An 18,234-nucleotide genomic window follows, 5' to 3' on the forward strand; every position below is an offset into this window, starting at 1 on the left:
ATTAAATGTGAAATAAAAAAATAGAAAAAATAGTAAGAAATCTATTCTTCTTTTTGTTTTTGTTTTTTCATTTCTATATGCTTTAAAATAACCTTCTCTATATCTTCTGGTTTATCCAAAACTTCAATTCCTTCCATTCTTCTAATTTTTTCAACATTTTCAACATCAACATCTCTCATGTATAAGGTTAACTTTTTATTACCTGGCAGAATTGTTTCTATTTTTCCTTTTTTGTTATCTGGTGGGAAAATATAAACAGGAACTTTTGCTTTCATTGCTTGGGCTACTGAGTTAGTTATTAATGTATCAGCAATTCCATAAGCTATTTTTGCAGTTGTGTTTGCTGTTGCTGGAGCTACCAAAAACAAATCATACTTTCCAGTTTGTAACTTCCCGACTAAAAATGGAGCGTTTGCATTAACTTCAACTCTTAAATCATAAAACTCATCTTCTAAAACTTCCCAAAGTTTATACCACTTCACAACAATCTTTGCACTTTTTGATAAATATATATCTACATCCAAATTGTATTTATTTTTTAGTTTCTTCATTATTTCAACAACTTCTGGTAGTTTATCCCCACATCCAGTTATTCCCCATGCAATTTTTAGCATACTCTCCCTCTTTATTTATGATATTTAGTTATTTTAATCCTTTTTTTTTCTTTTAAAACCTCATAAAACCTATTAAGTGTCTTTCTCAAAACTCTCAATCCTTCTTCATCCTCTTCAATTCCTTTCTTTCCTTTATCCTTTGACCAAAAAGTAGCTCCTAAGTTTGCTCCAAAAGAACCTCCCCCAACTGGAATCATCTCATTTATTATGTAGAAATCATGTATTGTTCTTAGAGCAATCTCTTGCCCTCCATTTCTATCCCCACCAATAGCAATACCCATTCCAACTTTTCCTCTCAAAACTTTTGGATTTTTTGCCAATATTGCCCTACACCTATCCATCAATGTCTTTAACTGTCCAGTAACATTTCCTTGATAAACTGGAGTTCCTATTATAACTCCATCAGCCCAGATAAGGTTTTCATAAACCTCTTCCATGTCATCTTTATGTATGCATCCCTCTTTTTTCTTTACGCAGTAATCGCAATGGATGCAAAAATTGATAGTTTTTCTGCTAACTGAAAAATATCTCACTTCTGCCCCCTTATCTTTCAAATATTCTAAGGCATAATTTACTGCAAAATGAGTTCCCTGCAATCTTGGACTTCCGCTAATTCCAAAGACCTTCATAGTTTCACCATTTATAAATTTAAACTGCTTCTTTTACATATTTTTCATAAGGAATAAGCTTAAAAATAATCATTTTCCTTAGATTTCCCTCTATATCATAATTTTCTTTGAATTCATAGCCAATGCATACAAACTGCCCAACATATTTTACTTTTCCATTTGACATGTTTTCAAATAGATGAAGCTCATAACCATCTTTTAAATGGTCTCTAATTGCCTTATTTCCCTTTTTAAACTCCATATCTCCTATTTGCCCTTCTCCACAATAATAAAAAATTCCATTTTTCCAACCATCTTCATATCCATACTTTTTTCCTTTATTTCCATAGAATAGCATTATTATATTGTATTTTGATGATTTGCTTATGCCACTTCTTCTATTCCCTCCGTATTTACCATGTAATTCTTTTCTTATGTAAATTTTATCTTTTTCAAACATATTTTTACCTGTTTTCAATACCATGACAAAGTTTTTTATATATAACAACTCATTCTTTCTATTTTTATTTTTAATTCTTTTATTTTATCCCTCCAGATAGAATAACAGTTAAAAATTCTTACGAATAAATAAAAAAAATAGTAATAAAATTAAAGATGTAAATTGCCTATAAAAACTACATATCTGCTAACTTATGCCCAAACTCATAACATTTTTTTAGATTTTCTTCTTTTGGAACAAATCTTACTGTTAAACATTCATCATCAACTATTTCAAATCCTAAATTCTCAAATACTCTTTTAATTTTTTCAGTAGCACATTCCATCCAACCATAAGAACCAAAGGCAACTCCAATTTTATCTATTGGCCTTATACATTCCATATACGATAAAAATTTACCTACTTCAGGATATACATTTCTATTTAAAGTCGGTGAGCCAATTAGAACATATTTTGCGTCTAAAATTTCCCTCATAATTATATTCATTGGAGTTTCTGATATTCTATATAGTTTTACTTTAACACCACTATCTATTAATCCCTCAGCAATTGCGTGGGCAATCTTTTTTGTTGAGTTATACATGGTGTCGTAAGCAATAACTGCCTTATTTTCCATTTTGTTATTTGCCCAATCAAAATATTTCCCTATTATTTCATTTGTATATTCTTTCCAAATTATTCCATGAGATGGACAGATGAGTTCAATATCTAACTTTTTTACAGAATTTATAACATCTGAAATTAGCATCTTATAAGGCATGAGTATGTTTGCAAAATACTCTTTAGCATGTTCAAAAATTTCATCTCCAATTTCATAATCAAACCTTTCAGAACTTGCTATATGTTGTCCAAATGCATCATTTGAGAATAAAATTTTGTCTTCTTTACAGTAAGTTAGCATATTATCTGGCCAGTGGAGCATTGGGGTTTTTATAAATTTTAAGGTTCTTTTTCCAATACTTATCTCATCTCCCGTATCTACAACAGTAAAATCCCAACCTTTTATATCATAATAATATGAGAGGTTTTCTTTTCCTTTTTCATTTGTGATAACTGTTGCTCCACTAATCTCAACTATCTTATCAACACAACCACTGTGGTCTTTTTCTACATGATTTACTACTACATAATCAATATCTTTTGGATTTATTACATTTGAGATTCCGTTTATTAATTCATTGAACATATAATCCTTTGCAGTATCAATAAGGACATTTTCTTTATCTTTTATTAGATAAGAGTTGTAAGTTGAACCGTTTGGTGTTATGTAGCCATGGAAATTCCTAATTTCCCAATCAATTACACCAACCCAAAAGATATCTTTTTTTATTTCAACTGCCATAAAATCACCTTAAAAAGAAATTAAATTAAAAAAGAATTAATTTAGAGTTCAATTACTCTATAGCCTTCATCTAAGTATTTCTTTAAGCTTATATGTCCAAATAAATCATTTTCTAACTTTAATTTTCCTTTAATTTCATCTTTGATGTTAAACATAGTTGCGCATGCTTCACAAACTACAAAATCATCTTTTAATTTTTCAAAGTGGTTTTTTAGTGGGTGATTTTCGCTTAACAAATCTTTAGCCCATAAAACTGCCTCTCCCTCTAATATAATCTTTACTTCATCCCCTTTCTCTTTCATCTCATTTGCAAACAACAACGTGTGGAACATCACTGGCATGTTAGGTTTATCTTTATTAGAATATGAAAAAATTAAGAATGCAACTTTCATATCCCTCCCCCAATTTAGTATTTTTAGTATTTTTCACATTTAACTTCAAAGTATTTCTTTGGGTGGCTACAAGATGGACATTCTTCTGGAGGCTCCTCCCCTACATGAACATATCCACATTTTCTACAAACCCATTCTATAGGCTCATTTTTCTTAAATACAGTACCATTTTCAACTTCCTTCAACAGTTTTTTAAATCTCTCTTCATGATGTTTCTCAGCAACTGCTATAGCCCTTAATCTATCTGCAATATCTTTAAGCCCTTCTTTCTCTGCAATTTCAGCAAACTTTGGATACATCTCTGTGTGTTCAAAATGCTCTCCTTCAATTGATGCCTTTAAATTTTCAGCAGTATTTCCTAAAACAATTGGAACTTCCACATCATCAACTTTTATTGAATTCTCATCAATATTGTATTTCTTTTTTAGTTCAGTTATTAAATAATAAAGCCATTTAGCATGTTCTCTCTCATTTTCAGCAGTTAATAAGAATATCTCTGCTATCTGCTCATACCCTTCTTGCTTTGCAATTTTTGCATAGCATGTATATCTGTTTCTTGCTAAACTCTCCCCAATATATGCTTTTATTAAATTTACAATGGTCTCTTTCATAAAATTCCCCTTATTATTTAAGATTTTTATTCATTAAATACTACCCATTCATCTAATGGTTCAAAAGATTCTTTTCCAACCCTCCCCCTACAAATTGGACAAACCCAGTCATCTGGAAGTTTTTCAAATGGGGTTTTTGGCGGAATGTTTTGACTTGGGTCTCCTTTTAATGGGTCATACACCCATCCACAAACTCTACACTTATATTTTCTATATTTTGGTTTTTCACAGGTTCCATCTAATTTGCATGCTATTTTAAGCTCTACCATAGTATCACACTAAAATTTAAAAATAAAAAATTAAGAATAAGTTTATTATAACTTTTTGTAGCAGAACCACCAATCTAAGCACTCAATTTCTCCTTTTTCACATGCCTCTTTTCTCTGCTTTATCTCATCTACTGATGATGCTGGAGGAATTATAGCTTTATCTCCAATTATATCATTCTCTGGCCAGTTTGCTGGAATAGCTACTCCTTTTTCATCTGAAACTTGGAGGGCTTTAACCAATCTTACGATTTCATCCAAGTTTCTACCAACTTCTTGTGGATAGTAGATGATAGCCCTAATTATCCCTTTATTATCTACAACAAACACAGCTCTAACTGTGTTATTTCCTTTGTATGGACTTATCATTCCTAATTTTTCTGCTAATTCTCCTCTATCATCTGCTATAACAGGGAATTCAATTTCCACATCTAATTTTTCTTTTATCCATTCAATCCACTTTAAGTGGCTGAAAACTTGGTCTATACTTAATCCAATTAATTCAGTGTTTAGTTTTCTAAACTCATCGTATCTCTTTTGGAATCCTACAAACTCTGTTGTACAAACTGGGGTGAAGTCAGCAGGATGACTAAATAAGACAAACCACTTTCCTTTCTCTATATAATAATCTGGTAATTTAATAGTCCCATGAGTTGTTTTAACTTCTACTTCTGGAAATTTCTCTCCAATAACTGGCATTTTTCCTTCACACATAACTATCCCTCCCCCATTTCATTTTTGTGAAAAAATAAGATAAGAAGAAAAGCATTAGAATCTACTCTCCTCGTTTGGTCTTCTCGCAACTAATTTTGGGTCATAACCTTGGCATCCACATTCTGGTGTGTAGCAAGTTACATCATAGAAGGTGCAAATCTCCCCACAGTTTGGACATTTCTCAGGAGGTTTTTCTGCTTCAAAGACATAACCACAGTTTGAACATTTCCACCATGTCATGTTTTCACCTATAAGGAATTAAATCTTCTCAGTTGTTGGAGGAGTATATATTCTCTGTCCAAGCTCTTTATCAAGCATAAACAAGCCCCTTTTATCGTCTCCAATTAATTTTAACTTATCCAAAATTTCTGAAAAAGATGCTTCTTCCTCAACTTGTTCATTTACAAACCATTGTAGGAAATTTACTGTTGCGTAATCCTTTTCAGAAATTGCCAAATCCATTAAATTGTTTATTGATTCAGTTATAGACTGTTCATGTTTGTATCCATCTTCGAACACTTCAATAATTGATTCCCAGTCATTTTTTGGCTCTTCTATGGCATATAATCTTACTCTTCCCCCCTCTTTCTATAACATAATTGTATATCTTCATTGCATGGTCTAATTCTTCCTGACTTTGAACTTTAAGCCACTGGGCAAATCCCTTCAATCCGATAGATTCTGCATAGGCGGACATAGATAAATAGAGATATGCTGAATAAAATTCCTTATTTATTTGTTTATTTAAGGCATCTAAGATATTTTCTTTAATCATCAATATTCACCAAACTTGGCAATAATTTTATTCTTTTTCTTTCTTTTCAATTAAGCATTTATTTGCTAATTTTATAGCTAAATCTTCTGGGTCTTTTATTGGGAAGTCATTATCAGTTAGCAATTTAACTAATTCTCCAGCCTCTATATTTCCACATGGTAAAGATAAACCACAAGGTAAAGCTTCTGCCAACTCAACTTTACTTTTTATTGGAAAAACTTTTTTGTCTTTGAAGTATTCAACTAATTTTAGTTTAAAGTCTTGAATATCCTTTAACGCTTCGTATAGTGGATGGTTTGTTGTTATCATTTACATCACCAAAATTTTATTCTATTTTTCTAAATGCATTTTTCCCCAAACCACACTGTGGGCATTTGAATGTATCTGGGAGTTCTTCAAATTTTGTCCCTGGTGGGATATTTTGAGGTGGCTCCCCCACATCTTCATCATAAATCCAACCACACATACACTGATATTTTGCCATCCATTTTCACCCATTCTTATTTTTTAATTTTTTGTGCAATATTTTTTATGTTGCTATATTATATTTATCATTAATCCTACTAAATTCGTCAAAAAATTGGTGAGTTTATTCTAATTTAATCTCTTTCTCATACTCCCATATACCATGTAAGTTGCATCTCATCAAAGCTTTTAAGGTGAATTTATCATGTCCCTTTGAAGGGGCTTTTACCATTAACTTTACTTCTGGCTTCATGAATTGGGTAAAATCAACTCTTGCTAAATAAATATCTCCCATAAACAACTCAATCCATTGGATGAAATGCCCATCTTCCATAGGATGTGGAATTCCTGTTGATATTTTAACTTCAAAATATTCGTCTGCTTTAACGACTTCTGGGCATTCTATAAACGGAGTGTGCTTTTTTTCAAAATCGGTTTCCTCTTTCATTCTGTTTATTCCACAAAAATAGTTCATATCCCCTCCCCCTTAAAATAAAATTTTGATATTTAGAGTTTCTCTAAAATTTTCATTGCTTTCATAAATGCAGGCATTCCACTTGTTAATAAAACAACTCTTAAAACATCTGCAATCTCTTCTTTTGTAATACCAAGTTCTTTCATTCCACTTCTCATCTGCCTTTCTGTTGCAACTTCATCACATTTTGAAGCAACTATTCCAATAGCTATTAATTTTTGAGTCTTATAATCTAAAACTTTCCCTGTGAAAGCTGCTTCATTTAATTTAACAATTGCTTCATACAAATCTGGATATTTTTCTTTAACTGCTTTCATCCCCTCCCCAAAGAAAACTTCATTTTTCATTTTAACACCTCAAATAATTTCTAAATTAATTTTTGTTTTTGTGGGTATATATTTTACCAAAAATCTTTTAAACCAAACTATTAAAAATAACTAAAATTAAATTGATTTCTAAAAATAAAAAAGGATGATACCAATGAAGGTTAAAGAAATCATGAATAAAGACTTTATAAAAATTTCTCCAAATGATATTGGGGGTGAAGTTGTTCAATTTCTATATAAAGAAAGAAAAAATCATGCTCCAGTTGTAGAGGATGGAAAGTTGGTTGGATGGATAACCGCTTTAGATTTACTTGCAGGATGTAAGCATTCAAAAATTGAAGATTTAATGCTGTTTATTGATGAAATAAAAGTTTTAAAAGAAGATGATGAGATAACCGACGAAATTATAGAAGAGATGATTAAAAATGAAGAAATTGCCTATCCTGTTGTTAATGAAAACGATGAAGTTGTAGGGACATTGAGTGTTTTTGACTTATTAAAATATTATAAAAAATAATTAATCTTTTTTAAAAATTTTTTTAATTTTTTCGAAATTAGTCTATTTTTTTAAAAATTTATGCGAAAAAATGATGGATAAAGTTATTATTTACTTTAAATTATAGGTGTTTATTATATACTTGGTTGTGTTCATAAATGGCATAAGCCATCAATAAAATGAGTTTTACAAATTATTTTGATTTTTTACAAATCATTAAGTTTTAAAGGTGATATGTTGCACATACATTTAAAATTGAATAAAGAGATGGGTGAGATTTTTAAAGAAATTATGGAGGATAAAGAAAAGAACGATTTGCCAAATGATGATGGGTTGGTTAATGAAGTTGTTGAACATTTAAAGAAAGGGTTTAATAAAGAAAAAATGACGTTTGATGAAAAGAAATATACTGACAGAAAAATTAAAGAATATATCCCATTAGAGCTTTTTAGAGTTATGATATATATAGTAATAAAGAAAATTAAAGAACGAGGCTCTGAAATAACACTATATGAGATGGGATATGAATTTGGAAAGTTTTTAGAACCAAAAAATATTAGGGAATTAAAAACATTCTTTAGAAAAAATAATTTAGGAATTTTGGAAATTGAAAGTAGAAAGCCATTTATTTTAAAAGTGAGAGAGTGTGCAATGTGTGGAGGTTTGGATATTAATGAACCAATCTGCCATTTTGATGCTGGGCTGATTGCAGGAGCAATGGAATGCATATTGAAAAAAACAGTTGTAGTTGATGAAATAAAATGCATGGCTCAGGGAGCTGATGCATGTTACTTTAAAATTGAAGTTGTAAAAGATTGATATTTCGAATGTGTGATTGTATGTTATATAAGTAAAACGAACATCGAACCGTAAAGATAATATATATGTAAAGTAAGATAAAAATATTGTATAAATATTGAACTAAAAATACTTCGAAAATTGGCTATTTGGTGGTGGAATATATGAAAGCAGATGCAATTAAAATAGCAGATGGTGTATATTGGGTGGGGGTTTTAGATTGGGACATTAGAAAATACCACGGATATACATTAAAAGGAACAACCTACAACGCATACTTAGTCTTTGGGGATGAAAAAGTTGCTTTAATAGACAACACATATCCAGGGACATCTGCTCAAATGTGGGGGAGGATAAAAGACGCTTTTGAAAAAGAGGGGAGGGAATTTAAAATTGATGTAATCGTCCAAAACCACGTAGAAAAAGACCACAGTGGGGCTTTACCTGAAATACACAAAAAGTTCCCAGAAGCACCAATATACTGTACTGAAGTAGCAGTTGAGGGATTGAAAAAGCACTACCCATCATTAAAGAATGCACCATTCAAAGTTGTTAAATCATTAGATACAGTTGATTTAGGAGGAAAAACATTAACATTCTTAGAAGCTCCTTTATTACACTGGCCTGACAGTATGTTCACATTCTATAACGAAGGAGGAATTTTATTCTCAAACGATGCATTTGGACAGCACTTATGTTTCCCAGCACATAAGAGATTTGACACAGATATTCCAGAATACATCTTAATGGATGCAAATCAAAAGTTCTACGCAAACTTAATTACACCATTATCAAAACTCGTATTGAAGAAATTTGAAGAAGTTATCAACTTAGGATTATTAGAAAAGATAAAAATGATTGCTCCATCACATGGACAGATATGGACAGACCCAATGAAAGTTATTAAAGCTTATCAGGACTTTGCTACAGGTAAAGCAGCTAAGGATAAGGCAGTTATTGTCTATGACACAATGCACTACTCAACACAAAAAATGGCTCATGCATTTGCAGAAGGTTTAATGAGTGAAGGAATTGATGTTGTAATGTACTTCTTGCACGAAGATGAAAGAAGTGAAATCGTTAAGGATATATTAGATGCTAAGGCAGTTCTCTTTGGAATTCCAACAATCTACGATGAACCATACCCATCAATTGGAGACTTAATTTACTACTTAAGAGGTCTCAAATTCAACAGAACTGGATTTAAGAGATTGGCAATAGCGTTTGGTTCAATGGGAGGTAATGGAGGAGCAGTAGCAAGAATTGCTGAAGAATTAGCAAAATGTGGATTTGAGGTTATTAACCAATATGAGCTTTACTATGTTCCAACAGAGGATGAATTAACAAACTGCTACAACATGGGTAAAGAATTAGCTAAGAGAATTAAAGAAATGAAGATTGAATAAATTCCTTCTCTTTTTAGTTTTTTAATTTTTATTTTTAGACATTATTATTTATATATTTTAATATTTGTATTAATGGTATTAAAAAAATTAATATACACATAAGAAAAATTAAAATATATAGGAAATAAAATATCTATATTGACAAAAATTTTAGTAATTAATTAAATATGTGTCGAATTTCGAACCATTAATGTTATATAAATATCTTAATTTTAAAGTAACTATCGTAAGCTGAAAACGGATATTTTAAAACTAAGTTTGAATTTTAATCTTTATATAATTTGTTAATGTTTGTATATAAACAAATATTCATATTGTTGAATATTTAATTTAATTATTTTTAAATAATTGTGAAGAGAATTTTAATTGGTGATGGTTATGAGAGAAATAATCAAATGGAGTAAAGATTTTGAAACAGGGATTAAGGCGTTTGATGATGAGCATAAATTTTTGGTAAAAACATTAAATGAGATTTATAGTTTGTTGGGAGAAGGAAAAAAGGAAGAAGCTAAGGAATTATTAAAGAAGAGGGTTGTTAATTATGCTGCAAAGCATTTTAAGCATGAAGAAGAGGTTATGGAAAAATATGGATATCCTGACTTAGAGAGGCATAAAAAAACTCATGAAATTTTTGTTAAAACAGTTATTGAAAAATTACTTCCAAAGATTGAAGAAGGTTCAGAAAATGATTTTAGAAGCGCTTTATCTTTTTTAGTTGGATGGCTTACAATGCACATAGCAAAACCAGATAAAGAATATGGAAAGTGGTTTAAAGAGAAAGGTATTGTTATCGAGGATGAAATGGTTAATATTGATTAAATTTGGAATTAATTCATCAAATATATATCGAATCTCGAACCATTAATATTATATAATCGTAGTTGCGTATTATTATTATGTAAAAATAATAAAAAACAAAAATCAAGGTGGGATGATGGAATTGGACTTAATAAATGAACACAAAATAGGAGTAACAAAAGGAACAGAGTTAGAGAAAGAGGTTCAGGCAAACTTTGAGGGAGAGTGTAAGGAAGTTGGTTTATACTTAGCTATGGCAAGACAAGCTCAGAGGGAGGGGTTACCAGAAGTTGCTGAAGTTTTAATAAGAATTGCAATGGAAGAAGCTGAGCACGCTGCACACTTTGCTGAAATGAACGGATTAATTTCAGAGAACTTAAAAGAGAACATTGAAATGATGTTAAAAGGAGAATGCATGGCAAACAAAGAGAAAAAAGCTGCTGCAACAAAAGCAAAAGAGCTTGGTATAGACCCTGCTCATGACTTCTTTGATGAGTCAAGTAGAGATGAAGCAAGACACGCAAGAATGTTAAAAGGAATCTTAGACAGATACTTTAAATAAATTCTCTTAATTCTATTTTTTGACTTTAATATTCTTTAAATTTTTTTATTTTTAAATTTTAAATTATTTTAACTGCTCTAAAATAATCGCTGGGCAAATCTTTTTTATACCTTCAATCTTTCCAATCTTATTAAAAATTAAATCTGAGAACTCTTTTCCGTCTTTAGCCCAAATCTCAGCCATAATCATGTGGTCTCCTGTTGATGTAAATACTTTTTTAACTTCTTCAAACTTACAAAGTTCTTTGGCAACATTTAAGAACTTATCTGGCTCAGTATCAAACCCAGTTAAAGCTACAACGTTATATCCAATTTTTGAGGGGTTTATTATTGCAGTATATCCTTTAATAACTCCTTCTTCTTCTAATTTTTTAACTCTCTTTCTTATAGAACTTTCACTCGTCCCTAACTCCCTTGCTATATCAGTGTATGATTTTCTTCCATTTCTCATAAGAATTTCAATAATTTTTAGGTCTTTTTCATCCACAATATCACCGAAGTTCGGACAATTAATAATATTAATTATAACATAACTTAACAATATATAAAAATTTTGGAGGAAGAGAATGGCAGTCGAGATTATTGTGGATAGGGAAAAATGTATTGGATGTGGAAGATGCTATGATGTATGTCCAAAAGGGCCATTAATATGGACAAAAGATGAAAATGGAAAGTATTATGCTTATGATGTTGAATACTGCCATAACTGCAAGTTTTGTGCAGGTAGATGTCCAACAAATGCAATATTAATTAAGGTAGTTAAACCAAAAAAGAAAGACGAAAATAAAAAATAACAAGGTAATTACTCATTTATCTCAGCAAATACTTCATCTAATGCATTAATTAAATCATCAATATGTTCTTTTTCTACAATTAATGGTGGTAAAAACCTTAAAACAGTATCAGAAGTGCAATTAATTAAAAATCCTTTTTCAAGCATCTTTTTAACAATTTCTGCCCCATTAAATTCAAGCTCAGAACCAATCATTAAACCTAATCCTCTAACTTCTTTTATGAAGTTGTATTTCTCTTTAAGATTTTCGAGTTTTCGAATGAAATATTTTCCTTTTTCTATAACTTTATTATCCTTAATAAGTTCCTCTATAACCTCAATTGATGCCAAAGCAGCAGAGCAAGCCAAAGGATTTCCACCAAAGGTTGTTCCATGGTCTCCATAACTTAAAGCTTTTGCTATCTCTTCTTTTAAAACAACAGCCCCTATTGGAACTCCTCCTCCAAGAGCTTTTGCCAATGTTAAGATGTCTGGCTTTACATCATAATGCTCATAAGCAAACATTTTTCCAGTTCTTCCCATTCCACATTGAACTTCATCAAAAATTAAGACAATGTTTTTATCATCACATAAATCCCTAACAGCTTTTAAATAATCTTTATCAGCTACATGAATCCCTCCTTCTCCTTGAACTGGTTCAATTATTATAGCAGAGGTTTTGTTGGTTATAGCTTCTTTTAAAGCCTCTATATCATTGAATGGAACATACTTGAATCCTGGAGGTAGGGGATAAAAGCCCTCCTGATACTTTGGTTTTGGTGTTGCTGCCAATGTAGTTAAAGTCCTTCCATGAAATGCATTGTACATACTGATTATTTCTCCTCCATCTTTTCCTAATATTTTTGATGCATATTTTCTTGCAAACTTTATAGCTCCTTCATTTGCCTCAGCTCCGCTGTTGCAGAAGAAAGCTCTATCTAAACCACTAAGCTCAACTAACTTTTTAGCAAGCTTTATTTGTGGGATTGTGTAGTAGATGTTTGATGTGTGTATTAAAGTTTCAGCCTGCTTTTTTATCGCTTCAACGACCTTTGGATGGCAATGCCCTACATTATTTACTCCAATTCCAGCTAAGAAGTCAAGATACTTCTTTCCATCAATATCATAAACCTCCATTCCTTTACCTTCAACCAATACAACAGGCAATCTTCCATAAATTTGGAGATGATATTTTTTCTCTAACTCTATCCAGTTCTCTTGATTCATTTAATCACCAGTAAGATTTATGGGGAAATCTTATATTAAGTGGTGTATTTATTTTTATTGGAAAAATGTTTTTAAGCAATCGTAGATATTACTATTACCAAACAATAAAAATTGGTGACATCATGCATAAGATATGTGTTATAGAAGGAGATGGGATAGGGAAAGAGGTTGTTCCAGCAACAATACAGGTTTTAGAAGCAACTGGATTGCCATTTGAATTTGTTTATGCTGAGGCAGGAGATGAGGTTTATAAAAGAACTGGAAAAGCATTACCAGAGGAAACAATTGAAATTGCCTTAGATTGTGATGCTGTTTTATTTGGAGCTGCAGGAGAAACAGCGGCAGATGTTATTGTTAAATTAAGGCATATCTTAGATACCTATGCCAATGTAAGACCTGTTAAAGCATATAAGGGGGTTAAATGCTTAAGACCAGATATTGATTATGTCATAGTTAGAGAAAACACTGAAGGGCTTTATAAAGGAATAGAGGCAGAGATTGATGAAGGAGTTACAATAGCTACAAGAGTTATTACTGAAAAGGCATGTGAGAGAATATTTAGATTTGCATTTAATTTAGCAAGAGAAAGAAAGAAGATGGGTAAGGAAGGAAAAGTTACATGTGCTCACAAAGCAAATGTTTTAAAATTAACTGATGGGCTATTTAAGAGAGTTTTCTATAAAGTTGCTGAAGAATATGATGATATAAAAGCAGAGGATTACTATATAGATGCAATGAACATGTATATCATAACAAAGCCACAGACATTTGATGTTGTTGTAACCTCTAATTTGTTTGGAGATATTTTATCAGATGGAGCTGCTGGAACTGTTGGAGGTCTTGGCTTAGCTCCTTCAGCTAATATAGGAGATGAGCATGGTTTGTTTGAGCCAGTTCATGGTTCAGCTCCAGATATTGCTGGGAAGAAAATCGCTAATCCAACAGCTACAATATTAAGTGCTGTTTTAATGCTTAGATACTTAGGAGAGTATGAAGCAGCGGATAGAGTTGAAAAAGCATTGGAAGAAGTTTTGGCTTTAGGTTTAACAACACCTGACTTAGGAGGAAACTTAAATACTTTTGAAATGGCTGAGGAAGTAGCTAAAAGAGTTAGAGAATAAATTTAATCATAATCAAAAGCTATTTTCTACTTTAATTTAAATTTTTTCAAATTCTTTTATTTTATAAAGTTAAAAACTTAGATTTTTATTTATTAGGAGGTGATTTTATGAGATTGGCTATCATTGATTATGATAGATGCCAGCCAAAGAAATGTTCTATGGAATGTATGAAATACTGCCCAGGAGTTAGAATGGGAGAAAAAACTATAGAGATAGATGAAAACACTGGAAAACCAGTAATATCAGAAGTTTTATGTTCTGGTTGTGGGATATGTGTTAAGAGATGTCCATTTAAGGCAATATCAATTATTGGATTGCCAGAAGAGTTGAGTGAGGATAAGATAGTTCATTCTTATGGGCAGAATAGGTTTAAGCTATTTGGTTTGGTTATTCCAAGAGACGGAGTTGTTGGGATTATAGGGCAAAATGGGATTGGTAAATCTACTGTCTTAAGAATTTTAGCTGGGGAGTTAATTCCAAACTTAGGGAAACATGATAAACAACCAAATTATGATGATGTTATAAAATACTTTAGAGGAACTGAGTTACAGGAATACTTTGAAAAATTAAAAAATAAGGGGATAAGAGCAATTCATAAAGTTCAATATGTTGATATATTGCCAAAGGTTGTTAAAGGAAAGGTTGGAGAGCTATTAAAGAAAGTTGATGAAAAAGGTAAATTTGATGAAGTTGTTGAGAAGTTAGAGCTAAAAAATATTTTAGATAGAGAATTAAGCCAGTTATCTGGTGGAGAATTGCAAAGAGTTGCTATAGCTGCTGCTTATTTAAGAAATGGTGATATATACTTCTTTGATGAACCATCTTCGTGGTTAGATATTAGGCAGAGATTTAACGCTGCAAGATTAATTAGAGAATTAAATAAAGTTGTTGTTGTAGAACACGATTTGATTGTCTTAGATTATCTATCCGATTATATTCACATCATGTATGGGGTTCCTTCAGCTTATGGTATTGTTTCAATGCCAAAGAGTGTTAGAGTGGGAATTAATGAATATCTCTATGGAGAGTTGAGGGAAGAGAATATAAGATTTAGAAAAGAGCCAATTGTATTTGAGAAGAGGGCAGTTATAGATTTCAAAAATAGACCAATCTTATTAACATATTCATCAATGAAAAAGACTTTAGGAGATTTTAAATTAGAGGTTAATGGAGGAACTATTTATAAAGGAGAAGTTATTGGTATTTTAGGGCCTAACGGTATTGGAAAAACAACATTTGTTAAGTTGTTGGCAGGAGTAATTAAGCCGGATGAAGGAGAGGTTATCAAAGAAGGAGATATAAAAGTTTCATACAAACCGCAATATATTACTCCAGATTATGATGGAACTGTTGAAGATTTATTGAGTTCAATAACTAACATTCACACATCTTACTACAAATCAGAGATAATTAATCCTTTACAGTTAGAGAAGTTATTGGATAGAGAAGTTAAAGAGCTATCAGGTGGAGAGTTGCAGAGAGTTGCTATAGCTGCATGTTTGAGTAGAGATGCTGATATCTATTTATTGGATGAGCCATCAGCATTTTTAGATGTTGAGCAGAGATTGAGAGTTTCAAAAGTAATAAGAAGAATTGCAGATGAAAAAGAAGCAGGAATGTTTGTTGTTGACCACGACATATTATTCCAAGACTACATCTCAGATAGATTTATTGTATTCAGTGGAGAGCCAGGGAAGTTTGGAGTTGGTAGTAGCCCAATGAATAAAAGGGAGGGAGCTAACAAATTCTTAAAAGAAATGCAGATTACATTTAGAAGAGACCCGGAGACAGGAAGGCCAAGGGCTAATAAAGAAGGAAGTCAAAGAGATATTATGCAGAAGGAAAGAGAAGAATATTACTATGTTGATGAATAAATTTATCTATAAATTTATCTTATGAATTTTTTATCTTTAATTTAAAATTTTTAGAGGAGCTATTTTCTAATTTTGAGATTTTTATCTAATTTCTAAAGAGTAGTTTATTTTAGTGTTGAAATAATATCTCTTGGAGGATGGAAATTTCTTCTATTTTTTTATTTTTTAATAAATCCATATACAAAAATAAATAGATATAAGTTAATTTTTTATTGCTGGTTAAGCTTTAACTATTAATTAAAAATTTTCTCTTTTTAGGTGAGAAAATGATTTTTAACAACTATGAAGAATTTTGCAAAAAAATGGATGAATATATTGAAAAATACAAAGGGAAATATGGATGTGTCGTAACTTTCAATGGATTTGTTAGAGAGTATGATATAAAAAATGGAGAAAAAATCCCTTCAAAAGGAATGCATATAGATGAGAATATCTTAGAAAAATTGAAATCAATTATAGAAGATGCAAAGAATAAGTTTGATGTTATTGATATCTTATTTTACCACAACACAGGATTCTTGAATGTTGGAGAGAGAATTGCTTCAATAGCTGTTTTTGCAAGACATAGAAAAGAGGGTTTTGAAGTTTTAGAATATATAATAAACGAGATGAAAAAATACCACTAAAAATTTTATAAGAATTTTATTTCAAACTGGCAGAAATTATTTCCTAAACCAGCACAATGGGTTTCTTTTACTCTAACTTTTTTATCCAATATGCTCTCTAAACATCCTGCAATAAAACCGCCTTCAAACCAACATAAATTTTCTCCAACATTTGGAAGTCCAGAACAAGAAATACATTCATGTACTCTAATTTGTAATGGTTCTTTATTAACTACCTCAACTTTTCCAATTTTATATTTTTCACAAAATTTAACAACATCATCAATAGATGAAGGATTTAACGCCTGTCCAAGTTCTTTTCCACATTCATAAATAACTCCATGAGCTCCTCTTCCCAAATATCTTTCTAAATCCATAAACCTTATTAATCTAAAAACAGTAATATCTATATCCCTTCCTAATGTATCTCTATCGGACTTTGAAATCTCTTCTATTGTAAATTTTAAAGCCATTACTACCCCTCTTTTTTTAGTTATTCAAATAATTTGTTTGAGCTTCTTCTAATCATTCCCTCAACAGCACTCTGTCCAATTAAAGACACTGCCTCTTTTATCAATGCCTGAGGAGCTACTAAGTATGTTTGATTAACATCTTTCTCTCCAATAGTTGATTTGTCAAATTCTTCAATTATTTTTAGTGCTAAATCTAAATCTTTCTGTCTTTCATCAATTAACATATTCTTTGCGGATGTAATGAGAGCATCTTTATCAAGAACTTTCATCAATCCCTCTATTCCAGATGTTTCAATAATTGAGGCGATAGTTTGAAGAGAAACTAATATTTGCTTTTCTATCATATCCTTTGGAGCATTAATAAGTTCTCTTCCAACTCTATAATGATCTAAAACTCCAACTAAAGCAACTGCTGTTACTAAACTTCCCATGTCAGCAACTGCTGGAACTATATCAGCAGGAGCTACGTAAGGAATCTTTCCAATGCTTTTTACTAACTCAACCAATTTATTTATCTGCTCTTCTGCTGCATACTCTTTTCCTTCTAAAGCTTTTCCAGCAATTGTGTAATATTTTTGGGAAGGAGTTCCTGGAACTCCCGTTGGGTGCATTGATGAAATTCCAACATCCTTTCTCTTTAATCTTAAAATTCCTTCTAATGACCTATATAAAACAGGGGTTGGAAGAGTACAAGTGTTACAAATAACAGAATTTTCAGGAACATGTTCAATAATAGTTTTTACTATATTAAATGTTATTTTACCGAACGGTGTAAATAATATATGCACTTCTCCATGCTTTGCTGCTTCTATATCATCACTAACAACTTTAACTCCAGCATCTTCAACTTTTTTCCATAAATCATCGCTCATTATATCCTTATTTGGTTCTGCTAAAACTACATCATGTCCTGCTTTAGCGAATTCAATAGCCATTCTTGAACCACCGTAAGGTGGCTCCCCTCCAAACTTTTCTGGAACTTTTAATTTCTCTAAATAGAGTTTCTGATTTCCTGCCCCGTATACTGATATTTTCATTTTAAGCCCTCCCATAGC

26 protein-coding genes and 1 pseudogene are annotated in these 18,234 nt (G+C 31.2%); 9 read left to right on the plus strand and 18 right to left on the minus strand.

Annotated elements, in window-relative coordinates; genetic code table 11:
- Window positions 1-41: 41 nt before the first annotated feature.
- The 14 genes and pseudogenes from afpA to JH146_RS05945 all read right to left on the minus strand — a co-directional run bounded on the left by afpA (window position 42) and on the right by JH146_RS05945 (window position 7,069).
- The gene (afpA, locus tag JH146_RS05880; protein WP_048202125.1) at window positions 42-614 is read right to left on the minus strand and encodes an archaeoflavoprotein AfpA; all 573 of its coding nucleotides are present in this window, start codon (window positions 612-614) and stop codon (window positions 42-44) included.
- Window positions 615-625: 11 nt separating this feature from the next.
- Complete coding sequence (locus JH146_RS05885; protein WP_048202126.1) at window positions 626-1,243, minus strand: flavodoxin family protein; 618 nt, start codon at window positions 1,241-1,243, stop codon at window positions 626-628.
- A gap of 19 nt (window positions 1,244-1,262) precedes the next feature.
- On the minus strand, window positions 1,263-1,682 hold the full coding sequence (locus JH146_RS05890; RefSeq protein ID WP_048202127.1) for a hypothetical protein: 420 nt from the start codon (window positions 1,680-1,682) through the stop codon (window positions 1,263-1,265).
- A 175-nt stretch (window positions 1,683-1,857) separates the two neighbouring features.
- Window positions 1,858-3,024, minus strand: a complete 1,167-nt coding sequence (locus JH146_RS05895) for an FprA family A-type flavoprotein (RefSeq protein WP_048202128.1) — start codon at window positions 3,022-3,024, stop codon at window positions 1,858-1,860.
- A 41-nt stretch (window positions 3,025-3,065) separates the two neighbouring features.
- Window positions 3,066-3,416 carry a DsrE family protein gene (locus JH146_RS05900; protein WP_048202129.1) on the minus strand — a complete coding sequence of 117 codons (351 nt, stop codon included), beginning with the start codon at window positions 3,414-3,416 and terminating at the stop codon, window positions 3,066-3,068.
- A gap of 23 nt (window positions 3,417-3,439) precedes the next feature.
- Window positions 3,440-4,027: a rubrerythrin gene (rbr, locus tag JH146_RS05905; RefSeq protein WP_048202130.1), complete on the minus strand. Its 588-nt coding sequence runs from the start codon at window positions 4,025-4,027 to the stop codon at window positions 3,440-3,442.
- A 26-nt stretch (window positions 4,028-4,053) separates the two neighbouring features.
- On the minus strand, window positions 4,054-4,296 hold the full coding sequence (locus JH146_RS05910) for a rubredoxin (RefSeq protein ID WP_048202131.1): 243 nt from the start codon (window positions 4,294-4,296) through the stop codon (window positions 4,054-4,056).
- A 45-nt stretch (window positions 4,297-4,341) separates the two neighbouring features.
- On the minus strand, window positions 4,342-5,007 hold the full coding sequence (locus JH146_RS05915) for a peroxiredoxin (protein ID WP_048202132.1): 666 nt from the start codon (window positions 5,005-5,007) through the stop codon (window positions 4,342-4,344).
- A 54-nt stretch (window positions 5,008-5,061) separates the two neighbouring features.
- Window positions 5,062-5,247, minus strand: coding sequence for a rubredoxin-like domain-containing protein (locus JH146_RS05920; RefSeq protein WP_048202133.1), 186 nt, complete (start codon window positions 5,245-5,247; stop codon window positions 5,062-5,064).
- Between the two features lie 18 nt (window positions 5,248-5,265).
- Window positions 5,266-5,782 (minus strand): annotated as a pseudogene (locus JH146_RS05925) (ferritin).
- Between the two features lie 27 nt (window positions 5,783-5,809).
- Window positions 5,810-6,091: an MTH865 family protein gene (locus tag JH146_RS05930; protein ID WP_048202134.1), complete on the minus strand. Its 282-nt coding sequence runs from the start codon at window positions 6,089-6,091 to the stop codon at window positions 5,810-5,812.
- A 16-nt stretch (window positions 6,092-6,107) separates the two neighbouring features.
- Window positions 6,108-6,266, minus strand: a complete 159-nt coding sequence (locus JH146_RS05935; protein WP_048202135.1) for a rubredoxin — start codon at window positions 6,264-6,266, stop codon at window positions 6,108-6,110.
- A gap of 105 nt (window positions 6,267-6,371) precedes the next feature.
- On the minus strand, window positions 6,372-6,722 hold the full coding sequence (locus tag JH146_RS05940) for a class II SORL domain-containing protein (protein WP_048202136.1): 351 nt from the start codon (window positions 6,720-6,722) through the stop codon (window positions 6,372-6,374).
- A 32-nt stretch (window positions 6,723-6,754) separates the two neighbouring features.
- On the minus strand, window positions 6,755-7,069 hold the full coding sequence (locus JH146_RS05945) for a carboxymuconolactone decarboxylase family protein (RefSeq protein WP_048202137.1): 315 nt from the start codon (window positions 7,067-7,069) through the stop codon (window positions 6,755-6,757).
- Window positions 7,070-7,193: 124 nt separating this feature from the next.
- Here JH146_RS05945 and JH146_RS05950 point away from each other — a divergent pair, with 124 nt between their 5' ends.
- From JH146_RS05950 to JH146_RS05970, 5 genes are all read left to right on the plus strand, one after another.
- Window positions 7,194-7,565 (plus strand): CBS domain-containing protein, encoded by a 372-nt coding sequence (locus tag JH146_RS05950; protein ID WP_048202138.1) that lies wholly within the window; start codon window positions 7,194-7,196, stop codon window positions 7,563-7,565.
- Between the two features lie 216 nt (window positions 7,566-7,781).
- A complete protein-coding gene (locus JH146_RS05955) occupies window positions 7,782-8,363 on the plus strand; it encodes a V4R domain-containing protein (RefSeq protein WP_052352078.1) in 582 nt (193 codons plus the stop codon).
- A 143-nt stretch (window positions 8,364-8,506) separates the two neighbouring features.
- On the plus strand, window positions 8,507-9,748 hold the full coding sequence (locus tag JH146_RS05960) for an FprA family A-type flavoprotein (RefSeq protein WP_048202139.1): 1,242 nt from the start codon (window positions 8,507-8,509) through the stop codon (window positions 9,746-9,748).
- A 378-nt stretch (window positions 9,749-10,126) separates the two neighbouring features.
- Complete coding sequence (locus JH146_RS05965; protein WP_048202140.1) at window positions 10,127-10,567, plus strand: bacteriohemerythrin; 441 nt, start codon at window positions 10,127-10,129, stop codon at window positions 10,565-10,567.
- Window positions 10,568-10,682: 115 nt separating this feature from the next.
- The gene (locus JH146_RS05970; RefSeq protein WP_048202141.1) at window positions 10,683-11,108 is read left to right on the plus strand and encodes a ferritin-like domain-containing protein; all 426 of its coding nucleotides are present in this window, start codon (window positions 10,683-10,685) and stop codon (window positions 11,106-11,108) included.
- Between the two features lie 63 nt (window positions 11,109-11,171).
- Here the strand turns inward: JH146_RS05970 and ptr2 are convergent, their stop codons facing one another.
- On the minus strand, window positions 11,172-11,594 hold the full coding sequence (gene ptr2 / locus JH146_RS05975) for an HTH-type transcriptional regulator Ptr2 (protein ID WP_048202142.1): 423 nt from the start codon (window positions 11,592-11,594) through the stop codon (window positions 11,172-11,174).
- Window positions 11,595-11,673: 79 nt separating this feature from the next.
- Here ptr2 and JH146_RS05980 point away from each other — a divergent pair, with 79 nt between their 5' ends.
- Window positions 11,674-11,901, plus strand: coding sequence for an ATP-binding protein (locus JH146_RS05980; protein ID WP_048202143.1), 228 nt, complete (start codon window positions 11,674-11,676; stop codon window positions 11,899-11,901).
- A gap of 8 nt (window positions 11,902-11,909) precedes the next feature.
- On the opposite strand, the gene JH146_RS05985 is transcribed toward JH146_RS05980, so the two are convergent.
- A complete protein-coding gene (locus JH146_RS05985; RefSeq protein ID WP_048202144.1) occupies window positions 11,910-13,106 on the minus strand; it encodes an acetylornithine transaminase in 1,197 nt (398 codons plus the stop codon).
- Window positions 13,107-13,228: 122 nt separating this feature from the next.
- Between JH146_RS05985 and leuB the strand changes: the two genes are divergently transcribed.
- The 3 genes from leuB to JH146_RS06000 all read left to right on the plus strand — a co-directional run bounded on the left by leuB (window position 13,229) and on the right by JH146_RS06000 (window position 16,727).
- Entirely contained in the window at window positions 13,229-14,227 is a 999-nt protein-coding gene (leuB, locus tag JH146_RS05990) for a bifunctional 3-isopropylmalate/3-methylmalate dehydrogenase (protein WP_048202145.1), read from the plus strand.
- A 107-nt stretch (window positions 14,228-14,334) separates the two neighbouring features.
- Window positions 14,335-16,101, plus strand: a complete 1,767-nt coding sequence (locus JH146_RS05995; protein WP_048202146.1) for a ribosome biogenesis/translation initiation ATPase RLI — start codon at window positions 14,335-14,337, stop codon at window positions 16,099-16,101.
- 266 nt (window positions 16,102-16,367) lie between these two features.
- Window positions 16,368-16,727 (plus strand): molybdenum cofactor biosynthesis protein MoaE, encoded by a 360-nt coding sequence (locus JH146_RS06000; protein WP_048202147.1) that lies wholly within the window; start codon window positions 16,368-16,370, stop codon window positions 16,725-16,727.
- Window positions 16,728-16,732: 5 nt separating this feature from the next.
- Here the strand turns inward: JH146_RS06000 and JH146_RS06005 are convergent, their stop codons facing one another.
- Both JH146_RS06005 and JH146_RS06010 read right to left on the minus strand, forming a co-directional pair.
- Complete coding sequence (locus JH146_RS06005; protein WP_048202148.1) at window positions 16,733-17,179, minus strand: V4R domain-containing protein; 447 nt, start codon at window positions 17,177-17,179, stop codon at window positions 16,733-16,735.
- Window positions 17,180-17,199: 20 nt separating this feature from the next.
- Window positions 17,200-18,216 (minus strand): H(2)-dependent methylenetetrahydromethanopterin dehydrogenase-related protein, encoded by a 1,017-nt coding sequence (locus tag JH146_RS06010; RefSeq protein ID WP_048202149.1) that lies wholly within the window; start codon window positions 18,214-18,216, stop codon window positions 17,200-17,202.
- Window positions 18,217-18,234 lie beyond the last annotated feature (18 nt).

This window comes from Methanocaldococcus bathoardescens, assembly GCF_000739065.1.
In the GTDB taxonomy this organism is placed as follows: domain Archaea; phylum AGJL01; class Methanococci; order Methanococcales; family Methanocaldococcaceae; genus Methanocaldococcus; species Methanocaldococcus bathoardescens.